This window comes from Photobacterium rosenbergii, assembly GCF_033022775.1.
Classification (GTDB): Bacteria; Pseudomonadota; Gammaproteobacteria; order Enterobacterales; family Vibrionaceae; genus Photobacterium; species Photobacterium rosenbergii_A.
The window spans coordinates 1-21,524 of sequence record NZ_JAWJZI010000031.1 but is presented as its reverse complement, the minus strand read 5'-3'; the positions used below and the strand labels follow the sequence as shown (position 1 = coordinate 21,524).

Below are 21,524 nucleotides of genomic sequence, written 5' to 3'. Positions count from 1 at the left end.
GATACATTCAACTTAAGTGGATTTTCGAAGCAAAAGATTGGCAGTTAGAGCCGTGCTTTGTCAAAATTAACCATGCACAAAGATAAAAAAATAATGCGCTAACCAATGAAGTAAATAGAATGAAGAAACCTTTTTTGCGGTATGGCCTAGCAACATTTGCGCTCACCGTTGCTATACCGGCTTCAGCCGCGACCTCTTTGACAATAAAAGGGTTAAAAGGAAGCCTCGAGGACAATGTTGAGGCTTATGTGTCAGCTATCCCGGAAAATGATTACAACACCTCCCTGCGCTTTCGCGAGCAGCTAGAAGGGGAGATCCGCGATGCCTTAAAAGCCTTGGGGCGATATAACCCCACTATTTCTTTTTCCGAAGCTGATGATGGCAGTGAACTGGTCGTTAATGTTGATGCAGGGCCAGAAACCACGATAGCACGCAGCAATATTGTTTTGACCGGTATGGCAAAGAATGATCCCGACTTTCTTGCCTTGGTGCGCACCAGCGGGGTTGGGCTAGGAGAAACGCTCAATCATGGAAAATACGAATCATTGAAGTCTTCGTTAGCCAGCTTAGCCTTGAGAAAGGGCTACTTTGATGGCGAATTGATAGCCAGCCGTCTAGAGGTGGCACCGAGCCGCAACGAAGCATTTATTACTATCGAGTACGCCTCTGGCCAGCGCTATAACTTTGGCGAAACCGTTTTTGAAGGTAGCCAGATTGAATTGGATCGCCTGGAGTCACTCATGCCTTATGAGGAGGGGGACCCATACCTCGCCTCAATGTTGGGAGAGTTTAACCAGCGTTTGTCTAATGTCGGTTGGTTCTCATCCATATTTGTCGGCGGTGAGATTGCCAATATCAAGGATGACGAAATCCCTGTCAGTGTGGTCGTCAAACCACAAGTAAAAAACCAAATTGAAACCGGTATCGGTTTTTCGACCGATGTTGGCCCGCGCCTGAAATTCAACTGGCGCAAGCCGTGGCTTAATAGCAAAGGTCACAGCTTGAGTATCAAAACGGAATTATCTGAAATCCAGCCTAAGATCGAGGCAACCTATAAAATCCCGCTGGATGATGTCCTGAACGACTACTACCAAATTGTAGGCGGGATCCGCTATGTCGATAACCATGACACCGTCAGTACCGAAACCAACTTGGCGGTAGAGCGCCATTGGCGTTTGGAGTCAGGCTGGAAACGAATAGCCTCAATGCGTTTGCTTTATGAAGACTATACCCAGGGAAGAATTGAGAGTGGCAACCTGTTTATGGTGATCCCGGGGATCAGTTATGACAAAACCCGACTTCGAGGTGGTGCAATGCCGACTTGGGGGGATAAGCAGCTGATCTCGATTGAATACTCCGATCCTGTTTTGGGCTCTGATAGCCGCTTGACACGATTGCGGGGGCGTTCAGCTTGGATTCGCAGTGCAGGAGAAGATCACCGCGGTTTGTTCCGGCTGGATGGCGGTGCAGTGATCGCCGATAGACTGGAAGATATCCCACCTTCTATGCGCTTTTTTGTCGGGGGCGATAACAGCCTGCGCGGGTACAGCTATGAGTCAATTTCACCGCGTAATGAAGTGGGGCTCAGGGAAGGGGGTAAGTATATGCTCACTTCCACGCTTGAATACCAGTACCGTGTATATGGTGATTGGTGGGGAGCGGTGTTTTATGACTACGGCTCAGCCTGGAATGACAGCCCCGAGTGGGTCGCGGGTACCGGAGTAGGCGTTCGATGGGCATCGCCTGTTGGGCCTATCCGTGTTGATTTTGCTTGGGGTCTGGACAAAGAAAAAGACAAGTTCCAGCTCCACTTTGTATTGGGGCCAGAAATATGATTTGGGTAAAGCGCTCTGCCATCGCCTTGTTGGCATTGTTGATGGTGTTGGTGATTGCCGTAGCAGCCCTGCTGTATACCCCCGCAGGGATCAAAGTTGCTGTCTGGGGGGCGCAGAAAGTGCTGCCGGCCCTCAGTATTGGCGGTGCTCAAGGTAGCTTGCTAAATGGTTTCTCCCTCCAACAGGTCAACTATAACGATGACAGCATAGAGCTCGCGGTATCACAGCTGGTCTTGGATATCGAAGACAGCTGCTTGTTGACCCCGGCGGTCTGCATCTCCAATCTTGCAGTCAGTGGTGTGCGCTTCTCAATGCCGCAATTACCTCCTGCCTCAGAAGAAGTCGAAGATGATGTCGCCTCGGAGCCGATCACCGAGATCAGCTTGCCGATCCCTGTTACGCTTTCTCGCTTGGTACTTGATGACATTGAGCTTGACGTCCTAGGAAACAAAGTCGGATGGCATCATTTTTCCAGCGCTGCGGAAATGGTAGGGAATGAGTTGACCCTCAAGCCGACTGATTGGAAGAAGATAGAACTCACACTTGCTCCAGCAAGCAACGACACAGCAGAAGTAACAGAGTCTCAGGAGAGTCCCTCTGAGCCGATAGTGTTGCCTGAAGTCAGTATCCCTCTGTCTGTTGTCATCCAGCGTTTTACTGTTGAAGACTTTACCCTTCATGGTGAAACGCCCCAGACCGTGCAAAAGCTTGAACTGGTCGCCTCGGCAAAGGGCAGTGATGTTGTGGTTGAAAAGCTGGAGATGTCAGCACCGCAGGCCGATCTGAATGCGGATGCTACGATTGCACTGACAGGGGATTACCCTCTGGCGCTGAAGGCTGGGATTGCTGTCCATATGGCACCGATAGAAAACCATGAACTAGATCTCAATGCACAAGGCAGTGTGGCCAATTTGATACTGGATGCCCGGGTAAAAGGGACGCTTGATGCCTGGTTGAAAGGGCAATTGTCACCACTAGATCCAGCACTGCCTTTTGATCTTTCCCTTGATAGCCAGCATTTGCAATGGCCCATCGACAGCGAGCCAGACTTCGAGGTGAAAGAAACGAAATTGACGGCGAAAGGCAGCCTTGAAGGGTATAGCTTTACGCTAGGCAGCCAGATTGATGGTAAGCCAATGCCTGCGGTTGGTGCTGAGCTTGTCGGCAAGGGAACGCTTGAAGATGTGGAGTTAAGCCGCCTAAGTATCGATACATTGGGGGGGAAGATCTCCGGTAACGCCAAGGCAAGTTGGAAAGACTTGGTAAGCTGGCAGGGAGAGCTTGCCTTTAGTCATATCCAGCCAGGTTTAGAGTGGCAAGATGTACCGGGTGACTTGAGTGGTAACCTAAAGACCTCTGGCGGGCTGACCCAACAAGGCGGTTGGTTTGTTGAGTTGCCGGAGCTGGTGGTCGATGGCGAGGTGATGGGGCAGCGGCTTGATCTAAACGGCCAGCTTTCAGCAAAAGACACCTCCGGCAAAGGCGACATTCAGCTCGATACGCAAGGGCTGGCGCTGAAGCATGGCCCCAACGGCTTTTCGGCTAAAGGCCGCTTGACCAAGACCTGGGATATGGCTGCGGAAATTAATGCCCCCGCTCTGTCCCAATCCCTGCCAGGGCTGCGAGGTAGCGTTCTGGGCAGCGTACAGCTGAAAGGCAAAATGGCAGAGCCCGACTTGGATGTTGATTTGGTTGGCGAAGCCTTGGGGTGGGAAGAGTTGGCTTCGCTAGATAAGCTAACTCTGAAAGGGGAGATCACCCCAATGCCGCTGCTGGATGCCGATGTTAGCCTAACCGCTTCGGGAGGGCGTTATGATACGTTTACCCTCAACGAGCTCTCACTATTGTTCCAAGGAAGCGAAAAGCAGCATCAGTTAGTGCTGGATGTGAACGCCGAACCTGTCAGCACGACATTGCGCCTTCAGGGGGAGCTCGACAGGGACAAAGGGTGGCGTGGTGCGCTCCAGCAAGGGGAAATAGATACCGAGCTGGGTATATGGAAGCTTGATCGTTCTACTGCGATTGGCTACCGGTTTGAGACGCAGCTAGCGAGCGTCGCGGCGCATTGCTGGGAGCAAGAGAAAGGGAGAGCGGCTCTCTGCCTGACCCAGAATATGGAGGCCGGGGCAAGCGGTCGCGCCAATGTGGCGCTCAGCAATGTTGATTTCGCGATGCTAGAGCCTTACCTGCCGGACACCATAGCGCTAAAAGGTAGCGCGGAAGCGCAGGCCGAAGTGGTATGGGCGCCGAAGTCGGCGCCGTATGTCAAAGCCAGCGTCGAGTTGCCGGCCGGGAGTGTGACCCAGCAACAGGATCCCGATTTGGAGCCGGTAACGGTCGGCTGGGACAAGGTGACGATTAACGCGGAAGTGAAGCAAGACACCCTGAATGCCGATTGGCTGTTTGCCATTCGAGATAATGGCGACTTAAGTGGCCGAGCCAAGATTGCTCCCCTGAGCGGCGATCAGCAACTGGATGCCCGCTTGAAGCTAGACCGCTTGATGCTGGGTTTTTTGAAACCCCTGCTGAAGGATTACCATACCTTTGACGGAGCGGTAGATGCTGATATTTCGGTGACGGGGCCAATGATGCATCCGGCGGTGAATGGTTTGCTCAAGATCAGCAATGTCAAGGCGTCAGGGCAGACCATACCCGTTGATATTGACAGGGCGGATATCACGGCGACGTTCAGCGGCTACCAGGCCCGGCTAAGCGGCGAGGTGGTCACACCGGATGGTAAGCTGAACATCACCGGTGATGGTAACTGGCAGGATCTGGCTAACTGGCGAGGGCAGCTCGGGGTCAATGGCCGTGAGCTCGAAGTGACGGTGCCGCCTCTGCTGGCGGTCAAGGTATCGCCGGACTTGGTCATCAAGGCAGCACCTAACCAAGCGGAAATCACCGGGCGAATTGTCATTCCGTGGGGACGGATCACGGTGGATCAGTTACCGGAGTCGGCGGTCGCGGTATCGGATGATGAAATTTTACTGAATGAAGATATGCAGCCGGTTGAGACGGAGAAGCCGATCCCGTTTAATATCAAGACCGATGTCTTGGTGCGTATTGGGAGTGACGTCAAACTCTCTGCATTTGGCCTGAAAGCCGGTTTGGTGGGGGATCTCAATGTCCGCCAGGATGAAAAAGGACCGCTGGTATACGGTGAGGTGAACCTGCGCAATGGTACCTACCGCTCGTTTGCCCAAGAGTTGGTGATCCGCAAAGGTCAGATCTTATTCAATGGCCCGGCTGATCAACCTTATTTATCGATCGAGGCGATCAGGGATCCCAATAACATTGAGGATGATGTGATTGCTGGTCTAAGGGTGACGGGACCGGCAGACGAACCGAAGGTGAAGATATTCTCTGATCCGGCGATGCCGCAGCAGAATGCCCTATCCTATATTTTACGAGGAAGGGATCTGGACAGCGAGTCTGACAGCAATGACGCCATGGCAGCAACGCTATTGAGTATGGGGCTGGCGAAAAGTGGCCAACTGGTGGGCAATGTCGGTGAAGCGTTTGGCGTGCAGGATCTGTCACTCGATACTGCGGGCTCTGGCGATGATACCCAGGTGACCATCAGTGGCTATATTGCCCCTGGCCTTCAGGTGAAGTATGGAGTGGGGATTTTCAACTCTATCCCGGAATTTACCGTGCGCTATCGCCTGATGAAAGATCTGTATGTGGAAGTCGTATCAGGTTTGGATAGTGCAGCGGACTTGCTGTATCAGTTTGAGTTTAACTAATGGACAGGATGTAGCGTGAAAGTCTTTGTTTATGGGACCCTTCGTGAGGGAGAGGATAATGCCTACCTCCTCAGAGAGGCGGTGAAACTGGGTGATGAGTGCTTGCCACCAGACTATTTGCTCTATGCTTTGGAGGCATATCCTGCGGCAGTTGCGTCCCGCAACGGGGCCCCATTGTTTGGTGAAGTTTACCAAATTAACGAGGCAATTTTACGCGACCTTGACTGGCTCGAGGAATACCCGGTGGAGTACGACCGGGTTGAGGTCGAGACGTCTTACGGTAAGGCATGGATATATCTATATAACCAGTCAGTGTCAGGCTTGCCTGTCATTGGACATGGAGATTGGTGTTTTCGGAAAAGAAAAATATCGGCGTAATTATTTTAGTGTTTTACTCGGGCATTGTCTCAGCCAATGCCTGATAGCTTTCGCCATTATAGATATTGGGGTAGCCCAGCTTATTCAAGGTTGTTTCTGCGATGCCGGAGCGTCGGCCTGAACGGCAGTAGATAAATAGGGATTGGCTCTTGTCCGGCGCAAAAGTGGTCAGTAACTCAATTTTATCGTAAGGAATATTGATAGCTCCTGGAAGATGGCCGCCGATGAACTCTTCATGAGTTCGGACATCAATGATCAGTGGCTTCCCTGAATGGGTACCATTATAGGATTGCCAGAACTCCTCTGGTGTCACGACTTCTGCAAACGCCTGGTTGGTAATTGAGCCTAACAATATAGTAATGGCTATCAACGGCCTTCGCATAGGGTTACCTCATTACAGTCCCGGGCTTTTTGCCCGGGATATTATTTCGTTAGCAATTATTTTTCCTGGGCGCGCTTGAATGATTCAAGGATCTCTTCCTTGGCGGCAGCGGCATCTGCCCAGCCTTCCACTTTCACCCATTTACCCGGTTCAAGCTCTTTATAGCGCTCGAAGAAGTGGGTGATTTGTGCTTTTAACAGCTCAGGTAGATCATCGACATCCTGAACGTGATCGTATTCTTTGGTCAACTTGCTGTGAGGAACGGCAACAACTTTGGCATCTTCTCCGGATTCATCCGACATCTTCAGCACGCCAACTGGGCGGCAGCGGATCACCGAGCCCGGTACCAGCGGATAAGGGGTTGGGACCAACACATCTACCGGGTCACCATCGAGGGAGAGGGTGTGGTTTACATAACCATAGTTACAAGGGTAGAACATTGGGGTAGACATAAAGCGGTCTACGAAAACAGCGCCACTGTCTTTGTCGACCTCGTATTTGATAGGGTCGGCATTGGCAGGGATTTCAATGACAACATAGATATCTTCGGGTATGTCCTTTCCAGCTGGGACCTGATTCAGGCTCATCGTCTCTTCCTTTTGCTAGGTTAATCAATTGTTGGGGGATGTTGAAATTATAATACCAACATCCTTCTTTTATTGTCTAATAGCAATAAGTTGTAGGGAGTGGTGTAACAGAAGGGAAAAGAAAACAGGCTGAGTGATTCAGCCTGTTTGTGTTGCTTAGTCTTGGTCAGGGAATTCGGCGAGGAAAGCCTCGACTTTTTCTACCATGCTGGTAGAACCGACAAAGAATGGCACCCGCTGGTGGAGCTCGGTTGGCTTGATGTCCATGATACGGTTTTCACCGTCAGACGCCTTACCGCCAGCCTGCTCGATCAGGAAGGCCATTGGGTTGCACTCATAAAGCAGGCGCAGCTTACCGGTTGGGTGAGTTGCAGTACTTGGGTATAGGTAAATACCGCCTTTCAATAGGTTGCGGTGGAAATCCGATACCAGTGAGCCGATATAGCGAGAGGTGTAAGGGCGATCGTCTTCTGGCACATTTTCCTGGCAGTACTTGATGTACTTTTTCACGCCCATTGGGAAGCGGAAGTAGTTACCTTCGTTGATCGAGTAAATACGGCCGTCTTCAGGCGTTTGCAGGTTCTCGTGTGACAGGCAGAACAGGCCCAAAGACGGGTCATAGGTAAAGCCGTGGACACCGTTACCTGTGGTGTAAACCAGCATGGTTGATGAACCATAGATAATGTAGCCCGCCGCGACTTGCTCGCTGCCTGGCTGCAGGAAGTCTTCTTGGGTCGGTGGGGTGCCGACAGGAGATACTCTGCGGTAAATAGAGAAGATAGTACCGACGGAAACGTTTACGTCGATGTTCGAAGAACCATCTAGTGGATCCATCAAAACGACGTACTTGGCATTACGGTTCAACTCGCGGTTGAAGGTAACGGCTTCGTCTTCTTCTTCACTGGCTACACCGCACACTTGGTCGCGTGCTTCTAGTGCAGCTTTAAACTTATCATTGGCATAGACATCGAGCTTCTGCTGCTCTTCACCCTGAACATTCTCGTCGCCGAACGAACCTGTGATATCAGCCAAGCCGGCTTTGTTGATTTCACGGTTGACGATTTTCGCCGCAAGTTTAATCGAGCTCAGCAGGGAAGAAAGCTCACCGCTGGCGTGGGGGAAGTCGTTCTGTTTCTCGACAATGAACTCGCCAAGGGTTCTAATATCGGACATATACAATCCTTGCATCTTGTTGTCATCGGGGCAGTTAAGTCAGGTACAATGTCTCTAATGGACAATTTTTATACCCATATTGGCATTTCGCCTTTTTATAGTGTGTGCTCTATTTTGTATAAAATATTGTATATAAAGATCTTTTTTATGGTAACGAAGTAACGCATTAGCGTGAAATTAGTGAAAATTACCGAGTGAGCTGACAGTTATGCACATCCATATTTTAGGAATTTGTGGCACTTTCATGGGCGGTGCGGCAATTCTTGCCCGCCAGCTAGGCCATAAAGTCACCGGCTGCGATGCCAACGTCTATCCGCCAATGAGTACTCTTCTTGAATCTCAAGGCATTGAAATTATTCAAGGTTATGATCCATCACAGTTGAATCCAGCCCCTGACCTGGTGGTCGTCGGCAATGCGATGAGCCGTGGTAACCCTTGTGTGGAGTATGTGCTTAACAACAACTTGCGCTATACCTCGGGCCCGCAGTGGCTGCAGGAGATTTTGCTGCATGACCGCTGGGTGCTAGCTGTTGCGGGCACCCATGGTAAGACCACTACCGCGAGTATGCTGGCCTGGATCCTTGAAGATTGCGGTTATCAACCCGGCTTCCTGGTTGGTGGTGTGCTTGGAAACTTCGGTGTTTCCGCACGTTTAGGTGAAAGTATGTTCTTTGTCGTTGAGGCGGACGAATACGATAGTGCTTTTTTCGATAAACGTTCTAAGTTTGTTCATTATCGACCACGCACCTTGGTGATGAACAATCTGGAGTTCGATCACGCAGATATTTTTGATGATCTGAAAGCGATACAGCGGCAGTTCCACCATTTGGTAAGAACGGTACCGGGCAATGGCCGTATCCTCGCCCCGAAAGGGGTCAAGGCAATAGATGACACTCTGGGCATGGGCTGCTGGAGCGAGCTGGAATATATCGGCGAAGATGGTCATTGGCAGGCGCAAAAACTGGATCCTGCCGGCAGCCGTTTTGATGTGTTGCTTGATGGCAAAAAGGCAGGGACTGTCGACTGGGATCTGATTGGTGATCACAATGTCAGCAATGCCCTGATGGCCATTGCCGCAGCTCGTCATGTTGGTGTGACTGCGGAGCTGGCCTGCGAGGCGCTGGGCAAGTTTGTCAATACCAAGCGCCGGTTGGAGCTCAAAGGCGAGCAAGCCGGGGTGAAGGTCTATGATGACTTTGCCCACCACCCAACTGCGGTTGAGCTAACGCTGGGTGGTTTGCGTGCCAAAGTCGGGGAGCAACGTATCCTTGCGGTTCTGGAGCCTCGCTCGAATACCATGAAGCTTGGCGTGCACAAACTTGATTTGGCACCGGCGCTGGCCGCAGCCGATGAAGTCTTCATCTTCCAGCCGGATAATATCCCGTGGTCGGTGGACGAAATTGCCGAGCATTGCCAGCAGCCAAGCCAGACAGACAGTGACTTGGATGCCTTGGTCGCCAAAGTTATCGCACGTGCCCGTCCTGGCGATAACATCTTGGTGATGAGCAACGGTGGCTTCGGTGGTATCCACGGTAAGTTGCTAGCCGCCCTGGAGGCTGCTGGTGAGTAGTCCTGATAAACGTATTACCCTGGCATGGACTGGCGCCTCCGGCGCACCTTATGGTTTGCGTCTGCTGGAGTGCCTGCTGGCGGCTGATTACCATGTGTACCTGTTGATCTCATCGGCGGCCAGGGTGGTGTTGGCCACCGAGCATGGTCTGAAACTTCCATCCGGGCCGGATGCGGCAAAGGGAGCCTTGGTTAAGCTGCTGGGTTGCTCTGCTGACAGGCTTGAAGTGTGCGGAAAAGAAGATTGGTTCTCGCCGGTGGCTTCAGGCTCGGCAGCGCCGAAAAAAATGGTGGTTTGCCCTTGCTCGGCGGGTACTTTAGCCTCGGTAGCCCATGGGCTGTCGGATAACCTGCTGGAACGAGCAGCTGATGTGGTACTCAAAGAGCGTGGGCAACTGCTTATGGTGGTGCGCGAGACCCCGTTCTCCACGCTTCATTTGGAGAACATGCTCAAGCTGTCGCAAATGGGTGCCACGATTATGCCGGCGGCTCCTGGTTTTTATCACCAGCCAGAGACTATCGAGGATTTGGTCGATTTTATGGTGGCGCGCATTTTGGACCACCTTGGCGTCGAACAAGGTCTGGTTCCGCGCTGGGGCTATGACCAAAGGAAGTAACTTATTGATTGATAAAAAGCCCGCAGCAGCGGGCTTTTTAGTGCGTGATTTCGGTATTAGTCGGACTCAGACAGGTGAGCCTGGGGCTTGAGAACCAAGACATTGATCGGGGAGTTCTCAACCACTTTGGCGGCGACTGAGCCGAGCATGACTTTATCGAGGCCAGAACGCTTATGGCTCGGCATGATGATCAAGTCAGCACCGACCCGCTCGGCATGCTCCAATATCGTCGTCCATGTTTTCCCTTCCGAAACATGCTGGTGGTGGACAATTTCTGGTGGAATATAGGCTTCGGCAAAGGCTTTGAGCTGTTGCTGGGTGTCTTGCATCATTTTGCGCGCCGCATCTTTGGGAAAGTAACTTGATACCATCGCCATGTGGATGCCGGGCAGGACATTGAGCAGGTGGATGGTGGCATTGGAGTGCTGGGCATGCCAAACAGCTAGTTCGACAGCTTTGTCTGCGAAACCTTTATCATTGAGGTCGACCGGAACCAAGATTTGCTTATACATACTTTGTCTCTTTGTTCACGAAGGGAGAGGCTCCCTATAGTGTATACCAAACTGGCATGGCCCTTTCGTGATGAAAGAGCCAGAACCTTGGTTTGCTTGATAATGGTTTACTTGATGTGACCAAGAGATTTGGCACGCCGACGCTGGTTCCAGCCCAGTCCGCCCAAGATGAGCAAGGTCGGTATGAAGACCCATTCTTTCATCGGGCGGGCCGCCGGTAGGCTAACGGTAGTGATCTCCCAATCGAAGTCGATACCGGCCTGCTCTGCCGGGCTGCCGAACTCGACCATATCGACGATCATCTTGTCGCCATCCTGGCGCAGCATCAGGCCCGTAGAATCGATCCGCTCGTTGGGGGAGACCGCTGCTTCATCAAAAGGCAGCAGAACGTGCTTGGAGACGAACTTCCCTTCCAGGTTTTCCCCGCTGACCTGCAGCTCAAGCGGCTGGCCAATAGCCAGCTTATCGGCTGCATCGGCAATCAGGGTACCCGGCATCTCATGCTTGGGCGGGTAGACCATATCCCACCAGAAACCCGGGCGGAATAAAGAGAAAGTGATTAGCAGTAGCGCTGCGACTTCCCACCATTTGGTCTTGGTAAACCACCATCCCTGCGTCGCCGCCGAGAAGGTGAGCATGGCGATGATCGCCGAGCCGACCGTGAGCATCAGGTGCCACCAGGAGTCGATATTCATCATCAGCAACTGGGTATTGAAGATAAACATGAACGGCAGGATGGCGGTCCGGATATCATAGGTGAAGCCCTGGATACCGGTGCGGATCGGATCGCTTTTGGCAATCGCTGCGGCAGCAAAGGCGGCCAGGCCGACCGGCGGGGTATCATCGGCAAGGATCCCGAAGTAGAACACGAACAGGTGTACCGCGATCAATGGAATGATCAGGCCGTGTTGAGCTCCGAGAGTAACAATAACCGGTGCCATCAAGGTCGAGACCACGATGTAGTTTGCCGTGGTCGGCAGACCCATACCGAGGATCAAGCTGATCAAGGCTGTGAACAGCAGCATCAGCATGATGTTGCCGCCGGAGATAAATTCGACGAATTCGGTCATTACCAGCCCGATTCCGGTCAGGGTAACCACGCCGACTACGATACCGGCGGCGGCGGTGGCCACACCGATACCAATCATGTTGCGGGCACCGGAAACCAGACTCTCGAGCAGGTCGATAACCCCTTCCTTACCGGCTTCAGCCAATGTCTTTTCTTTGTTGAACAACGCCAGCAGTGGGCGCTGGGTTAACAGAATAAAGATCATGAACACGGTTGCCCAGAAGGCAGACAGCCCTGGCGAGAAGCGCTCTACCGTCAGACACCAAACCAGCACAACAATCGGTAGCAGGAAGTAAAGCCCTGATTTCATCGTCGGCCCCGGGTCAGGGACCTCGGTAATATCGGCGTTTGGATCTTCAAGCGCGTGATCTTGGTAGTCGGCTGCCACTTTGATCAATGCGACATAGGCGATCAGGATCACTGCTGCGATCAACGGGGTCGCCGCCGCGCCAAAGACGTCCTTGGTCCAGCCAACGCCGTAGTAGACTAGGGCACTGAGAACGACTAAGCCGAGGATGGTGCCACAGAATGACAGCAGGCTCTGGGCTAAAGTCGGCTTATAGCGGCGTTCGAGGCCGGACATCCCGGCCTTGCAGGCTTCCAGGTGGACGATGTAAATCAGTGCGATATAAGAGATCAGCGCTGGCAGCAATGCGGCCTTGATTACTTCGACGTAGGAAATCCCGACGTATTCCACCATCAGGAAGGCTGCAGCCCCCATGATAGGCGGGGTCAGCTGGCCATTGGTTGACGCGGCCACTTCGACGGCACCGGCTTTGGTACCTGGGAACCCCACCTTTTTCATCAGTGGGATGGTAAAAGTACCGGTGGTGACCACGTTGGCAATCGACGAGCCGGATACGAGGCCAGACAGACCCGAAGCGACAACTGCCGCTTTGGCCGGACCACCACGCATATGGCCAAGCAGCGAAAAGGCTACCTTAATGAAGTAGGCACCGGCACCGGCACGTTCGAGCATGGCACCAAACAATACAAACAGGAATACGAACGAGGTCGAGACGCCAACCGCGATACCGAATACCCCTTCAGTCGTTAGCCACAGGTGCGACATGGCCTTATTGAGGCTGGCACCTTTGTGGGCAATGACATCCGGCATGTAAGGACCGCCGAAAGTGTACAGCAAGAAGACAGCGGCGACGACCATCAAAGGTGGCCCTAGTGCGCGGCGAGTCGCTTCAAGCAGCAACACCATACCGGTAACGGCGACCACGATATCCATCTGGGTAGGGGCTCCGGAGCGACCAGCCAGCTGGGTATAAAACAGGAACAGGTATGCAGCAGCGAAGCTGCCTGCCAGCGCAAGGAGCCAGTCTAGCAGTGGGATCCTGTCTCGCGGCGAATGTTTCAGGGCTGGGTAGGCGGTAAATGCCATGAAGATGGCAAATGCCAAGTGAATAGATCGGGCTTCAGTGTCGTTTAGGACGCCAAAGTTGAAAATAAACGGTAACGGTGAAGCGTACCAAAGTTGGAACAGTGACCAACAAAATGGAACAAACCACAGGATACGTCCAGCCAGTCCAATTGGGCTTCTTGCCCCGGTATCCGCCTGAGCCACCATATCTTGCACATCTGTCGACGATTGTGTTGTCTTCGTCATGCATAATCCTTCTTCGATGGGCTAGGGTGTGATTAGAATTTATCGGAATGAAAAATAGAGAAGCAGCAAGCACCATAATCTGGTGCTTGCTGCATGGTATTGCCTATCATGCAGGATTACTTCAGGTAACCTGCTTCTTTGTAGTACTTCACGGCCCCTGGGTGTAGTGGGACGGATAGGCCCTCTTTGACCATGTCCTCAGGCTTGAGGTTGGCAAAGGCTGGGTGCAGGCGCTTGAACGTATCGAAGTTCTCAAATACGGACTTCACGACAGCGTAAACAACATCGTCAGACACGTCGGTAGAGGAAACTAGCGTCGCGGCCACACCGAAGCTGTTTACGTCGCCGTCTGTTCCTTTATACATCCCCCCCGGAACAACACTCTTAGTGTAATAAGGAGTGTCAGCCACGATTTGGTCAAATTTTGGTCCCGTTACAGATACTAGTTTTGCATCGCAAGAGGTGGTTGCTTCTTTGATCGAGCCGTTTGGGTGGCCGATGACGTAAACAAAGGCATCAATCTTGTTGTCGCATAGTGCTTGCGAACGCTCAGAGCCTTTTAGCTCGGAAGCCAGTTTGAAGTCTTTGTTAGTCCAGCCCATGGCGTCCATGACCACACCCATGGTTGCGCGGTCACCTGAGCCTGGGTTACCAATGTTCACACGCTTGCCTTTTAGATCTTCAACACCGTTGATACCTGCATCGGTGCGGGCAATGATGTTGAACGGTTCGGTATGTAGTGAGAACACAGCACGTAGTTTCTTGTATGGACCCTGCTCTTCGAATTTACTGGTACCGTTGTAGCCATGGTACTGCCAGTCAGACTGCACGATACCGAAGTCCAATTCACCAGCACGCATGGTGTTGACGTTGTAGATAGAACCGCCGGTAGACTCTACCGAACAGCGAACATTGTGTTCTTTGCGGTCTTTGTTGACGAGCTTACAAATAGCACCACCTGTCGGGTAATAAACACCAGTCACAGAGCCGGTACCGATGGTGATAAAGTTCTGGGCATTGGCCATGCCAGTTGTCATAACTGCGGCAGCAAGTGCACTGACTTTGACGAATTGCTTAAATGCCATGTTTGTCCCTTCCTAGTTGTTGTTATTTCCAGAGAAAAGCCTTTTCCATCTGTGGCAAGGCGTACCTACCTGAGGGTAATTCATTATTGAATCTGAGCAATGATATCAAAACAAATCAATAACTTTAAAACTATGTTAATGAAAATAAGGTGGTTACAGAGTGGAAATAGTTACTGACACTAATGGGGAGTAGAATAATTATTTATATTAATCAATGATTTGCATAAGGGGTGAGGGTTTGGTGAAAGTTTGTCTTATTGTGATCTAACTCTCACAAAACCAGGCAGGAAACCGCATGATTTGCTGCCTGGTCTTAAGGAGGCTATAAGCAATTACTTGCTATAGTCAAATAGTTCGCAGACAGAGTCGAACAGCTCTTCTGTTGAAATCGAATTGGTTGGTGTGATGAAGATGGTATCGTCACCTGCAACCACGCCCAAGATCCCTTCTGCTTTACCCAGGGAGTCTAGCAAACGGGCAATAACCTGCGCTGCACCTGGGCCGGTGTGGATAACCACCAAAGCACTGTTATAGCCGATCTCCATCACTAACTCTTTGAGTGGGCTACTGGTTGTCGGTACGCCAAGCTCGACTGGTAGGCAGTAGACCATTTCCATTTTCGCGTTGCGGGTACGTACCGCACCGAATTTGGTTAGCATGCGAGAGACTTTGGATTGGTTGATATTGTCGAACCCCTGAGCTTTCAATGCGTCGACGATTTCACCTTGAGAGCTGAATTTCTCTTCTTTTAGAATTGCCTTGAACGCTTTGACTAGGCGTTCTTGTTTATCTGAATTTCGCATAAGTAAATTTCATGTGCAGGGACGAGGTGCTGTATTCTGGCACAACTTTTTGGATTCAAGCAAACAGTGTTCAAGTAAACTGGTGCATGTATCACCATTATAGCGGGTGAAAGTGAATAAATATTAAGAGGTATGCGAGATTTACGCGCTGCAAACGTCAAGTCTACATGGGTAAATGTTATGGGGATGTAGCACATTTTATTCTTGCCTATGCGCGATATCGCAAAGCTGGTGGCATCTGATTGTATTTCTTGGTTGGTTACTATAACGTCAGTTCTGTCTTTGATATGAAATCAGTGTTTTAAATCGACTGTGATTTCATATGATTAGGTCTGAAAATTATATACTTCTATCGTAAAGGAGAACGAACATGAAAGTTGCTGTAATTGGTGCGGCCGGTGGTATCGGCCAGGCTCTTGCCCTGTTGCTTAAGAATCGTCTGCCAGCAGGTTCGGATCTGGCGCTGTATGATATTGCCCCAGTAACACCAGGCGTTGCGGCTGATCTGAGCCATATCCCAACTCCTGTCTCTATTAAGGGATACGCGGGTGAAGATCCAACTCCGGCACTAGAGGGTGCTGATGTTGTTCTTATTTCTGCTGGTGTTGCTCGTAAGCCGGGTATGGATCGTGCCGATCTGTTCAACGTGAACGCAGGTATCGTGAAGTCACTGGCTGAAAAAATTGCGGTTGTTTGCCCGAAAGCTTGTGTAGGTATCATCACTAACCCAGTTAACACAACTGTAGCGATTGCCGCTGATGTATTGAAAAAAGCTGGCGTTTACGACAAGCGCAAACTATTCGGTGTAACGACTCTGGATGTGATCCGCTCTGAGACGTTTGTCGCTGAGCTGAAGAATGTTGATCCGGGCGAGGTGCGTGTACCTGTGATCGGTGGCCACTCTGGTGTGACTATTCTGCCTCTTCTGTCTCAGGTAGAAGGTGTTGAATTCACTGAAGAGGAAATAAAAGCACTGACGCCTCGCATCCAGAATGCGGGTACCGAAGTGGTAGAAGCCAAAGCCGGTGGCGGCTCTGCGACCTTGTCTATGGGTCAGGCGGCTTGTCGTTTCGGTCTATCACTGGTTCGTGCGCTGCAGGGCGAAACTGGCCAGGTTGAGTGTGCTTATGTGGAAGGTGACGGCAAACATGCACGTTTCTTCGCCCAGCCAATTCTTCTAGGCAAAGAGGGTGTTGAAGAGGTGATGGATTACGGTGCGCTAAGTGCTTTCGAGCAGGACGCACTGGAAGGCATGCTGGAGACACTTCACGGTGATATCGCCAAAGGCGAAGAGTTTGCTGCCAAGTAACTCCTGAGCTTTAACTCTTGTATAAAAAGAAGCGGCCAACAGGTCGCTTCTTTTTTTGGGGAACGATATGCTCGTGTGATGTTCAATAGTAATTGTCGCATCCGGTATGGAGCTGGGGTTGGTCAACAAGATCATTGCAGTTGATGTTGATCCGGCGGTGATCACTCATGTTCTCGATGATCGCCGTGTTGTGCTCTTGATCCACATCGATAACTTCAGCGACGCCCTGCTGGTATTCAACCCACATTCCAGGCTTCAGTTCTTTTGCTTGCATAGTGGCCTCCTGTCATGATCTCGAAGATCCAGCCGTCATTGATATAACTATAGATTATTGTGAAATCACTGAGTGAGTACGGCCTGAGGTAATGAGGCGATCAAAAAAGCCCACCGAAAGGCAGGCTCTTGTTGGGCGTTAATAGAAGCGCTTATAGAGAGCGCTACGCTAAAGCAGCGACGGTTACTTATTGCGGTGCACAGCCAGATGGGCCAGTGCAACCAGTGCATCCTTGAATTCGCTATCGGCAATCTGAGCCAGGCTGGCGATTGCCTTCTCGGCTTCTTCTTCGGCGCGCTGCTGGGTGTATTCCAGCGAGCCAACTTGCTTCATGCATTCTAGAATAGGCCCCAGCTTGTCCAGGCCATTGCCTTTTTCGATCGCTTCGCGGATCATCGCGGCCTGCTCGGCATTACCGTGTTGCATTGCGTGAAGTAGAGGCAGAGTAGGTTTACCCTCGGCCAAATCATCACCGACATTCTTGCCCATTTCATCGCCATCAGCGTTGTAATCGAGAACATCATCAATCAGCTGGAAGGCGGTACCCAAGTAGCGGCCATAATCCTGCAGAGCTCGCTCGGTATCTTCCGGGGCTTCGACAAGAATGGCGGAGATTTGGGTTGCCGCTTCAAACAGGCGGGCAGTCTTGGAGTAGATCACCTGCATATAGCTTTCTTCTGTGGTGTCGGGATCGTTGCAGTTCATCAGCTGCTGCACTTCACCTTCTGCGATCACATTGGTCGCTTCGCTCATGACATCGAGGATCCTCAAGGATCGTAGGCTGGTCATCATCTGGAACGAGCGGGTGTAAATGTAATCTCCAACCAGCACACTGGCGGCATTACCGAACATTGCATTGGCGGTCGCTTTGCCGCGGCGCATATCCGACTCGTCGACAACATCGTCATGAAGTAGGGTGGCAGTATGGATAAACTCCACAAAGGCCGCTGCGGTAGTGTGTTGTTCGCCTTGGTAGCCAAGGGCACGGGCTGCCAGTACAGCAAGCATCGGGCGTATGCGTTTGCCGCCGCCGCTGACAATGTAAAAACCTAGTTGATTAATGAGGGCTACATCTGAGTTCAGTTGAGCCAGTATCTTCGCGTCGACTTGTGCCATATCATTGGCAGTGAGCGCTTGGATAGCTTTGAAATCCATTGTACATCCAGCAAAATAATGTGCCGCACCCGGCGGATTGTTATGCGTGTCGGTTGTAAGCTTAACTGATTTGACCCAAGCACGAAAAGTTCGCCCCATAAGATGGGAAGTGGCTCACAGCAAGGATCAAAAGGGTTGCATAGTTAAGATTTGTTAATCAACCGAGATAAATTAATTATCGAATATTACACTAAAAGACAGCAATCTTCATAACCTCGATTGCGTTTAAATCGATGACTTTTATTACTGAGCAGCTTTTCGCCAATTTTCTTTGCACAATCGCTTGCCAGTAGCCCTAATTTCGCGTAACATTCGCGCCCTATTGATGACAAGATTAAGCGCATACCCATTGCCCAAAATATACGTGGCAAATGGCCTATGCGGACAAGCGGAGTAAGACATGTACGCTGTTTTCCAAAGTGGTGGTAAACAACACCGTGTAAGCGAAGGCCAGACCCTACGCTTAGAAAAACTAGACGCTGAAACTGGCGCTAGCATTGAATTTGACTCAGTACTTCTAGTAGCTAACGGCGAAGAAGTAACTGTAGGCGCACCTTTCGTAGCTGGCGGTAAAGTAACTGCTGAAGTAGTTACTCACGGTCGTGGCGATAAAGTAAAAATCGTTAAGTTCCGTCGTCGTAAGCACTCTCGTAAGCAAGCGGGCCACCGTCAGTGGTTCACTGAAGTCAAAATTACTGGCATCAGCGCTTAATAACAGGAGAATTTAAAGATGGCACACAAAAAAGCTGGCGGTTCTACTCGTAACGGCCGTGATTCAGAAAGTAAACGTCTTGGTGTTAAGCGTTTCGGTGGCGAATCTGTACTAGCAGGTAACATCATCGTACGTCAGCGTGGTACTAAGTTCCACGCAGGTAACAACGTAGGCCTAGGTAAAGACCACACTCTATTCGCTCTATCTGACGGTAAAGTGAAGTTCGAAGTTAAAGGTCCTAAGAACCGTAAATTCGTTTCTATCGAAGCTGAATAATTCAGTCTCGACACGAATGATAAAGCCCTGCCTACTGGCGGGGCTTTTTGTTTATGGGGGGCTTTATGCCACAGCAAAATCCCTTGCTTGGGATGTCCCTGGCGTTGCTTACCGCCGTATTTTGGGGAGCGCTGCCCATTGCAATGAAGCAGGCTGTCGAGGTGATGGATCCTTTTACCATCGTCTGGTATCGATTTATGACAGCAGCCACTGGATTGGGCCTGTGGTTAGCCTACCGACGTAATCTGCCCAGCCTCAGCGGGCTAGGGCGCAAGGGGGGTATCCTGTTGTTGCTGGCGAGCCTAGGGCTTGCAGGTAACTTTGTACTGTTCAACAGCTCACTGTCGTACCTTAACCCTGCTGTCGTGCAGGTGATCATGCAGCTGGCACCTATGATGCTGCTGCTGTCCAGCGTATGGCTGTTCAAAGAGACCTTGGGTAAGCATCAGGTCGTTGGGGTGGTCGCGTTACTGTCCGGCTTGCTACTGTTCTTTAATGAGCGCCTGGCCGAGCTGTTCACCAGTATGAGCGCATACACCACCGGAGTGTTGTTGGCTGTTGCCGCCGCTATGGTTTGGGTTGTCTACGCCCTGGCACAAAAGCGCATGCTAAGGCAGTTTTCGTCACCGCAGATCTTGCTGATGATCTACGTGATCTGCGCCTTGATCTTGATGCCGGTCGCCACACCAAGCCAGATCCAGCTGATGGATCAGCGGCAGTTGGGCATGCTGATCTTCTGCTGCCTCAATACATTGGTGGGATATGGCGCCTTCGCTGAAGCGATGGCGCGCTGGCAGGCTTCGCAGGTCAGTGCTGTGATCACCTTAGCCCCCCTGTTCACGATTCTGTTTGTGGATCTGGCCAGTTTGCTCTGGCCTGACTATGTTGCGCCAGCAGCCCTGAACCAGTGGGGTTATGCCGGAGCAATGGTTGTCGTCGGTGGTGCGATGTTTAGCGCTATCGGTCATCGCTTGCTGAAGCGAAAGTAATAATTGGACACCAGCGTTGGCCCACTGTTGTGCGCGACAAAAGGTCGGATAAGCACGACGTTTGGTTGTACAATAGGTTAATAGCAACTTGGACAGAACGAGCCGAGTTGAAGAATTTTAACGCCACTGTGCGGAGAAAGAGATGAAGTTTGTAGATGAAGCGGTGATTCGAGCCGATGCTGGTGACGGTGGTAATGGTACCGTCAGTTTCCGTACTGAAAAGTATGTACCGAAAGGCGGGCCTGACGGTGGTGACGGTGGTGACGGTGGTGATGTTTACCTACTGGCTGATGAAAACCTCAATACACTAATCGACTACCGCTTTGTAAAATTCTACGCCGCTGAACGTGGCGAAAATGGTCGTGGCGGTAACTGTACAGGTAAACGTGGTGCCGACAAGGTCCTGAGCGTTCCTGTTGGTACCCGTGCTGTCGATGAAGAGACTGGCGAAGTTATCGCTGACTTGACCCAGCATGGCATGAAGGTAATGGTCGCGAAAGGTGGCTTCCATGGCCTGGGGAACACCCGTTTCAAGTCTTCTGTAAACCGCGCACCGCGTCAGAAAACAATGGGTACCAAAGGTGAAGTACGCCATCTTCGATTGGAGTTATTGCTTCTGGCCGACGTGGGTATGCTAGGTTTGCCTAATGCGGGTAAATCGACCTTTATCCGCTCTGTGTCAGCCGCAAAACCGAAAGTGGCGGACTATCCGTTTACGACACTTGTGCCAAGTCTTGGTGTGGTGCGTGTCGATAGCGATCGTAGCTTTGTGGTTGCCGATATCCCGGGCTTGATTGAAGGTGCAGCCGACGGTGCTGGCTTGGGTATCCGTTTCTTGAAGCACCTTGAGCGCTGTCGTGTGCTTTTGCACATGATTGATCTGCTGCCAGCCGATGGTTCAGACCCAATCGAGAATGCATTCACTATCATCAATGAGCTTAACCAGTACAGTGAAAAGCTAACCAACAAACCACGTTGGCTTGTCTTTAACAAAGTAGACTTGATGCCGGAAGAAGAAGCACAAGAGAAGATCGAAGAGATCTTGGATGCTCTGGCATGGGACGAAGGCTACTACTGTATCTCGGCACTAAATCGTATGGGTACCAAAGAGCTGACCTACGATCTGATGCGCCAGATCGAGTCGATGCCTGCTGTTGACTTTGAATACGATGAAGAAGAGTCTGAAGAGAAGAAAGTTGAGTTCAAGTGGGACGATTATCACGAACAGCAAATTAAAAACGCTGAGAAGAGTGATGACGACGATGATGACTGGGATGATTGGAACGAAGACGACTACGACGTCGAAATCATCTACAAGCCATAATTGCTAGTCCAGCAATAGTGAAAAACCGCCTGCAAGGGCTAACACCGATCAGTTAAGCCATTGATCAGTTGAATGATCCTACGGTTGAGTGAAAATACCCTCAGACATTAA

Annotated in this window: 19 protein-coding genes; 10 read left to right on the top strand and 9 right to left on the bottom strand. The window is 51.2% G+C overall.

What is annotated here, in order from left to right; translation table 11 throughout:
- Positions 1 to 119: 119 nt before the first annotated feature.
- The 3 genes from R2X38_RS25895 to R2X38_RS25885 are packed head-to-tail and all read left to right on the top strand — an operon-like array spanning position 120 to position 5,959.
- Entirely contained in the window at positions 120 to 1,835 is a 1,716-nt protein-coding gene (locus R2X38_RS25895) for an autotransporter assembly complex family protein (RefSeq protein WP_317525239.1), read from the top strand.
- A complete protein-coding gene (locus R2X38_RS25890) occupies positions 1,832 to 5,581 on the top strand; it encodes a translocation/assembly module TamB domain-containing protein (protein WP_317525238.1) in 3,750 nt (1,249 codons plus the stop codon). The genes R2X38_RS25895 and R2X38_RS25890 overlap by 4 nt, the downstream gene beginning before the upstream one ends.
- 15 nt (positions 5,582 to 5,596) lie before the next feature.
- A complete protein-coding gene (locus tag R2X38_RS25885; protein ID WP_317525237.1) occupies positions 5,597 to 5,959 on the top strand; it encodes a gamma-glutamylcyclotransferase family protein in 363 nt (120 codons plus the stop codon).
- Positions 5,960 to 5,972: 13 nt separating this feature from the next.
- Here R2X38_RS25885 and R2X38_RS25880 read toward each other — a convergent pair whose 3' ends face one another.
- The 3 genes from R2X38_RS25880 to fbp all read right to left on the bottom strand — a co-directional run bounded on the left by R2X38_RS25880 (position 5,973) and on the right by fbp (position 8,101).
- Complete coding sequence (locus tag R2X38_RS25880) at positions 5,973 to 6,341, bottom strand: rhodanese-like domain-containing protein (RefSeq protein ID WP_317525236.1); 369 nt, start codon at positions 6,339 to 6,341, stop codon at positions 5,973 to 5,975.
- A 56-nt stretch (positions 6,342 to 6,397) separates the two neighbouring features.
- On the bottom strand, positions 6,398 to 6,928 hold the full coding sequence (gene ppa / locus R2X38_RS25875; RefSeq protein WP_317525235.1) for an inorganic diphosphatase: 531 nt from the start codon (positions 6,926 to 6,928) through the stop codon (positions 6,398 to 6,400).
- Between the two features lie 156 nt (positions 6,929 to 7,084).
- On the bottom strand, positions 7,085 to 8,101 hold the full coding sequence (gene fbp / locus R2X38_RS25870) for a class 1 fructose-bisphosphatase (RefSeq protein WP_317525234.1): 1,017 nt from the start codon (positions 8,099 to 8,101) through the stop codon (positions 7,085 to 7,087).
- 208 nt (positions 8,102 to 8,309) lie between these two features.
- Between fbp and mpl the strand changes: the two genes are divergently transcribed.
- Entirely contained in the window at positions 8,310 to 9,671 is a 1,362-nt protein-coding gene (gene mpl / locus R2X38_RS25865; protein ID WP_317525233.1) for a UDP-N-acetylmuramate:L-alanyl-gamma-D-glutamyl-meso-diaminopimelate ligase, read from the top strand.
- Positions 9,664 to 10,287 carry a flavin prenyltransferase UbiX gene (locus R2X38_RS25860; RefSeq protein ID WP_411186018.1) on the top strand — a complete coding sequence of 208 codons (624 nt, stop codon included), beginning with the start codon at positions 9,664 to 9,666 and terminating at the stop codon, positions 10,285 to 10,287. The genes mpl and R2X38_RS25860 overlap by 8 nt, the downstream gene beginning before the upstream one ends.
- 56 nt (positions 10,288 to 10,343) lie before the next feature.
- On the opposite strand, the gene R2X38_RS25855 is transcribed toward R2X38_RS25860, so the two are convergent.
- The 4 genes from R2X38_RS25855 to argR form a co-directional block, all read right to left on the bottom strand.
- The gene (locus tag R2X38_RS25855; protein WP_317525232.1) at positions 10,344 to 10,799 is read right to left on the bottom strand and encodes a universal stress protein; all 456 of its coding nucleotides are present in this window, start codon (positions 10,797 to 10,799) and stop codon (positions 10,344 to 10,346) included.
- Positions 10,800 to 10,906: 107 nt separating this feature from the next.
- A complete protein-coding gene (locus R2X38_RS25850; RefSeq protein ID WP_317525231.1) occupies positions 10,907 to 13,486 on the bottom strand; it encodes a TRAP transporter permease in 2,580 nt (859 codons plus the stop codon).
- A gap of 116 nt (positions 13,487 to 13,602) precedes the next feature.
- Positions 13,603 to 14,571 (bottom strand): TAXI family TRAP transporter solute-binding subunit, encoded by a 969-nt coding sequence (locus R2X38_RS25845; protein ID WP_317525230.1) that lies wholly within the window; start codon positions 14,569 to 14,571, stop codon positions 13,603 to 13,605.
- 332 nt (positions 14,572 to 14,903) lie between these two features.
- Positions 14,904 to 15,374: a transcriptional regulator ArgR gene (gene argR / locus R2X38_RS25840; RefSeq protein ID WP_107299633.1), complete on the bottom strand. Its 471-nt coding sequence runs from the start codon at positions 15,372 to 15,374 to the stop codon at positions 14,904 to 14,906.
- Between the two features lie 370 nt (positions 15,375 to 15,744).
- On the opposite strand from argR, the gene mdh reads away from it, so the two are divergent.
- Positions 15,745 to 16,683 (top strand): malate dehydrogenase, encoded by a 939-nt coding sequence (gene mdh / locus R2X38_RS25835; protein ID WP_317525229.1) that lies wholly within the window; start codon positions 15,745 to 15,747, stop codon positions 16,681 to 16,683.
- 82 nt (positions 16,684 to 16,765) lie between these two features.
- Here mdh and R2X38_RS25830 read toward each other — a convergent pair whose 3' ends face one another.
- Entirely contained in the window at positions 16,766 to 16,957 is a 192-nt protein-coding gene (locus tag R2X38_RS25830; protein ID WP_317525228.1) for a hypothetical protein, read from the bottom strand.
- A gap of 183 nt (positions 16,958 to 17,140) precedes the next feature.
- Positions 17,141 to 18,112, bottom strand: coding sequence for an octaprenyl diphosphate synthase (gene ispB / locus R2X38_RS25825; protein ID WP_317525227.1), 972 nt, complete (start codon positions 18,110 to 18,112; stop codon positions 17,141 to 17,143).
- A 400-nt stretch (positions 18,113 to 18,512) separates the two neighbouring features.
- Here ispB and rplU point away from each other — a divergent pair, with 400 nt between their 5' ends.
- From rplU to cgtA, 4 genes are all read left to right on the top strand, one after another.
- Positions 18,513 to 18,824 (top strand): 50S ribosomal protein L21, encoded by a 312-nt coding sequence (rplU, locus tag R2X38_RS25820; protein WP_039456406.1) that lies wholly within the window; start codon positions 18,513 to 18,515, stop codon positions 18,822 to 18,824.
- 18 nt (positions 18,825 to 18,842) lie between these two features.
- On the top strand, positions 18,843 to 19,100 hold the full coding sequence (rpmA, locus tag R2X38_RS25815; RefSeq protein WP_007467532.1) for a 50S ribosomal protein L27: 258 nt from the start codon (positions 18,843 to 18,845) through the stop codon (positions 19,098 to 19,100).
- 65 nt (positions 19,101 to 19,165) lie between these two features.
- Positions 19,166 to 20,089 (top strand): DMT family transporter, encoded by a 924-nt coding sequence (locus tag R2X38_RS25810; RefSeq protein WP_317525226.1) that lies wholly within the window; start codon positions 19,166 to 19,168, stop codon positions 20,087 to 20,089.
- Between the two features lie 142 nt (positions 20,090 to 20,231).
- Positions 20,232 to 21,413: an Obg family GTPase CgtA gene (gene cgtA / locus R2X38_RS25805; protein ID WP_317525225.1), complete on the top strand. Its 1,182-nt coding sequence runs from the start codon at positions 20,232 to 20,234 to the stop codon at positions 21,411 to 21,413.
- The last annotated feature ends 111 nt before the right edge of the window (positions 21,414 to 21,524 follow it).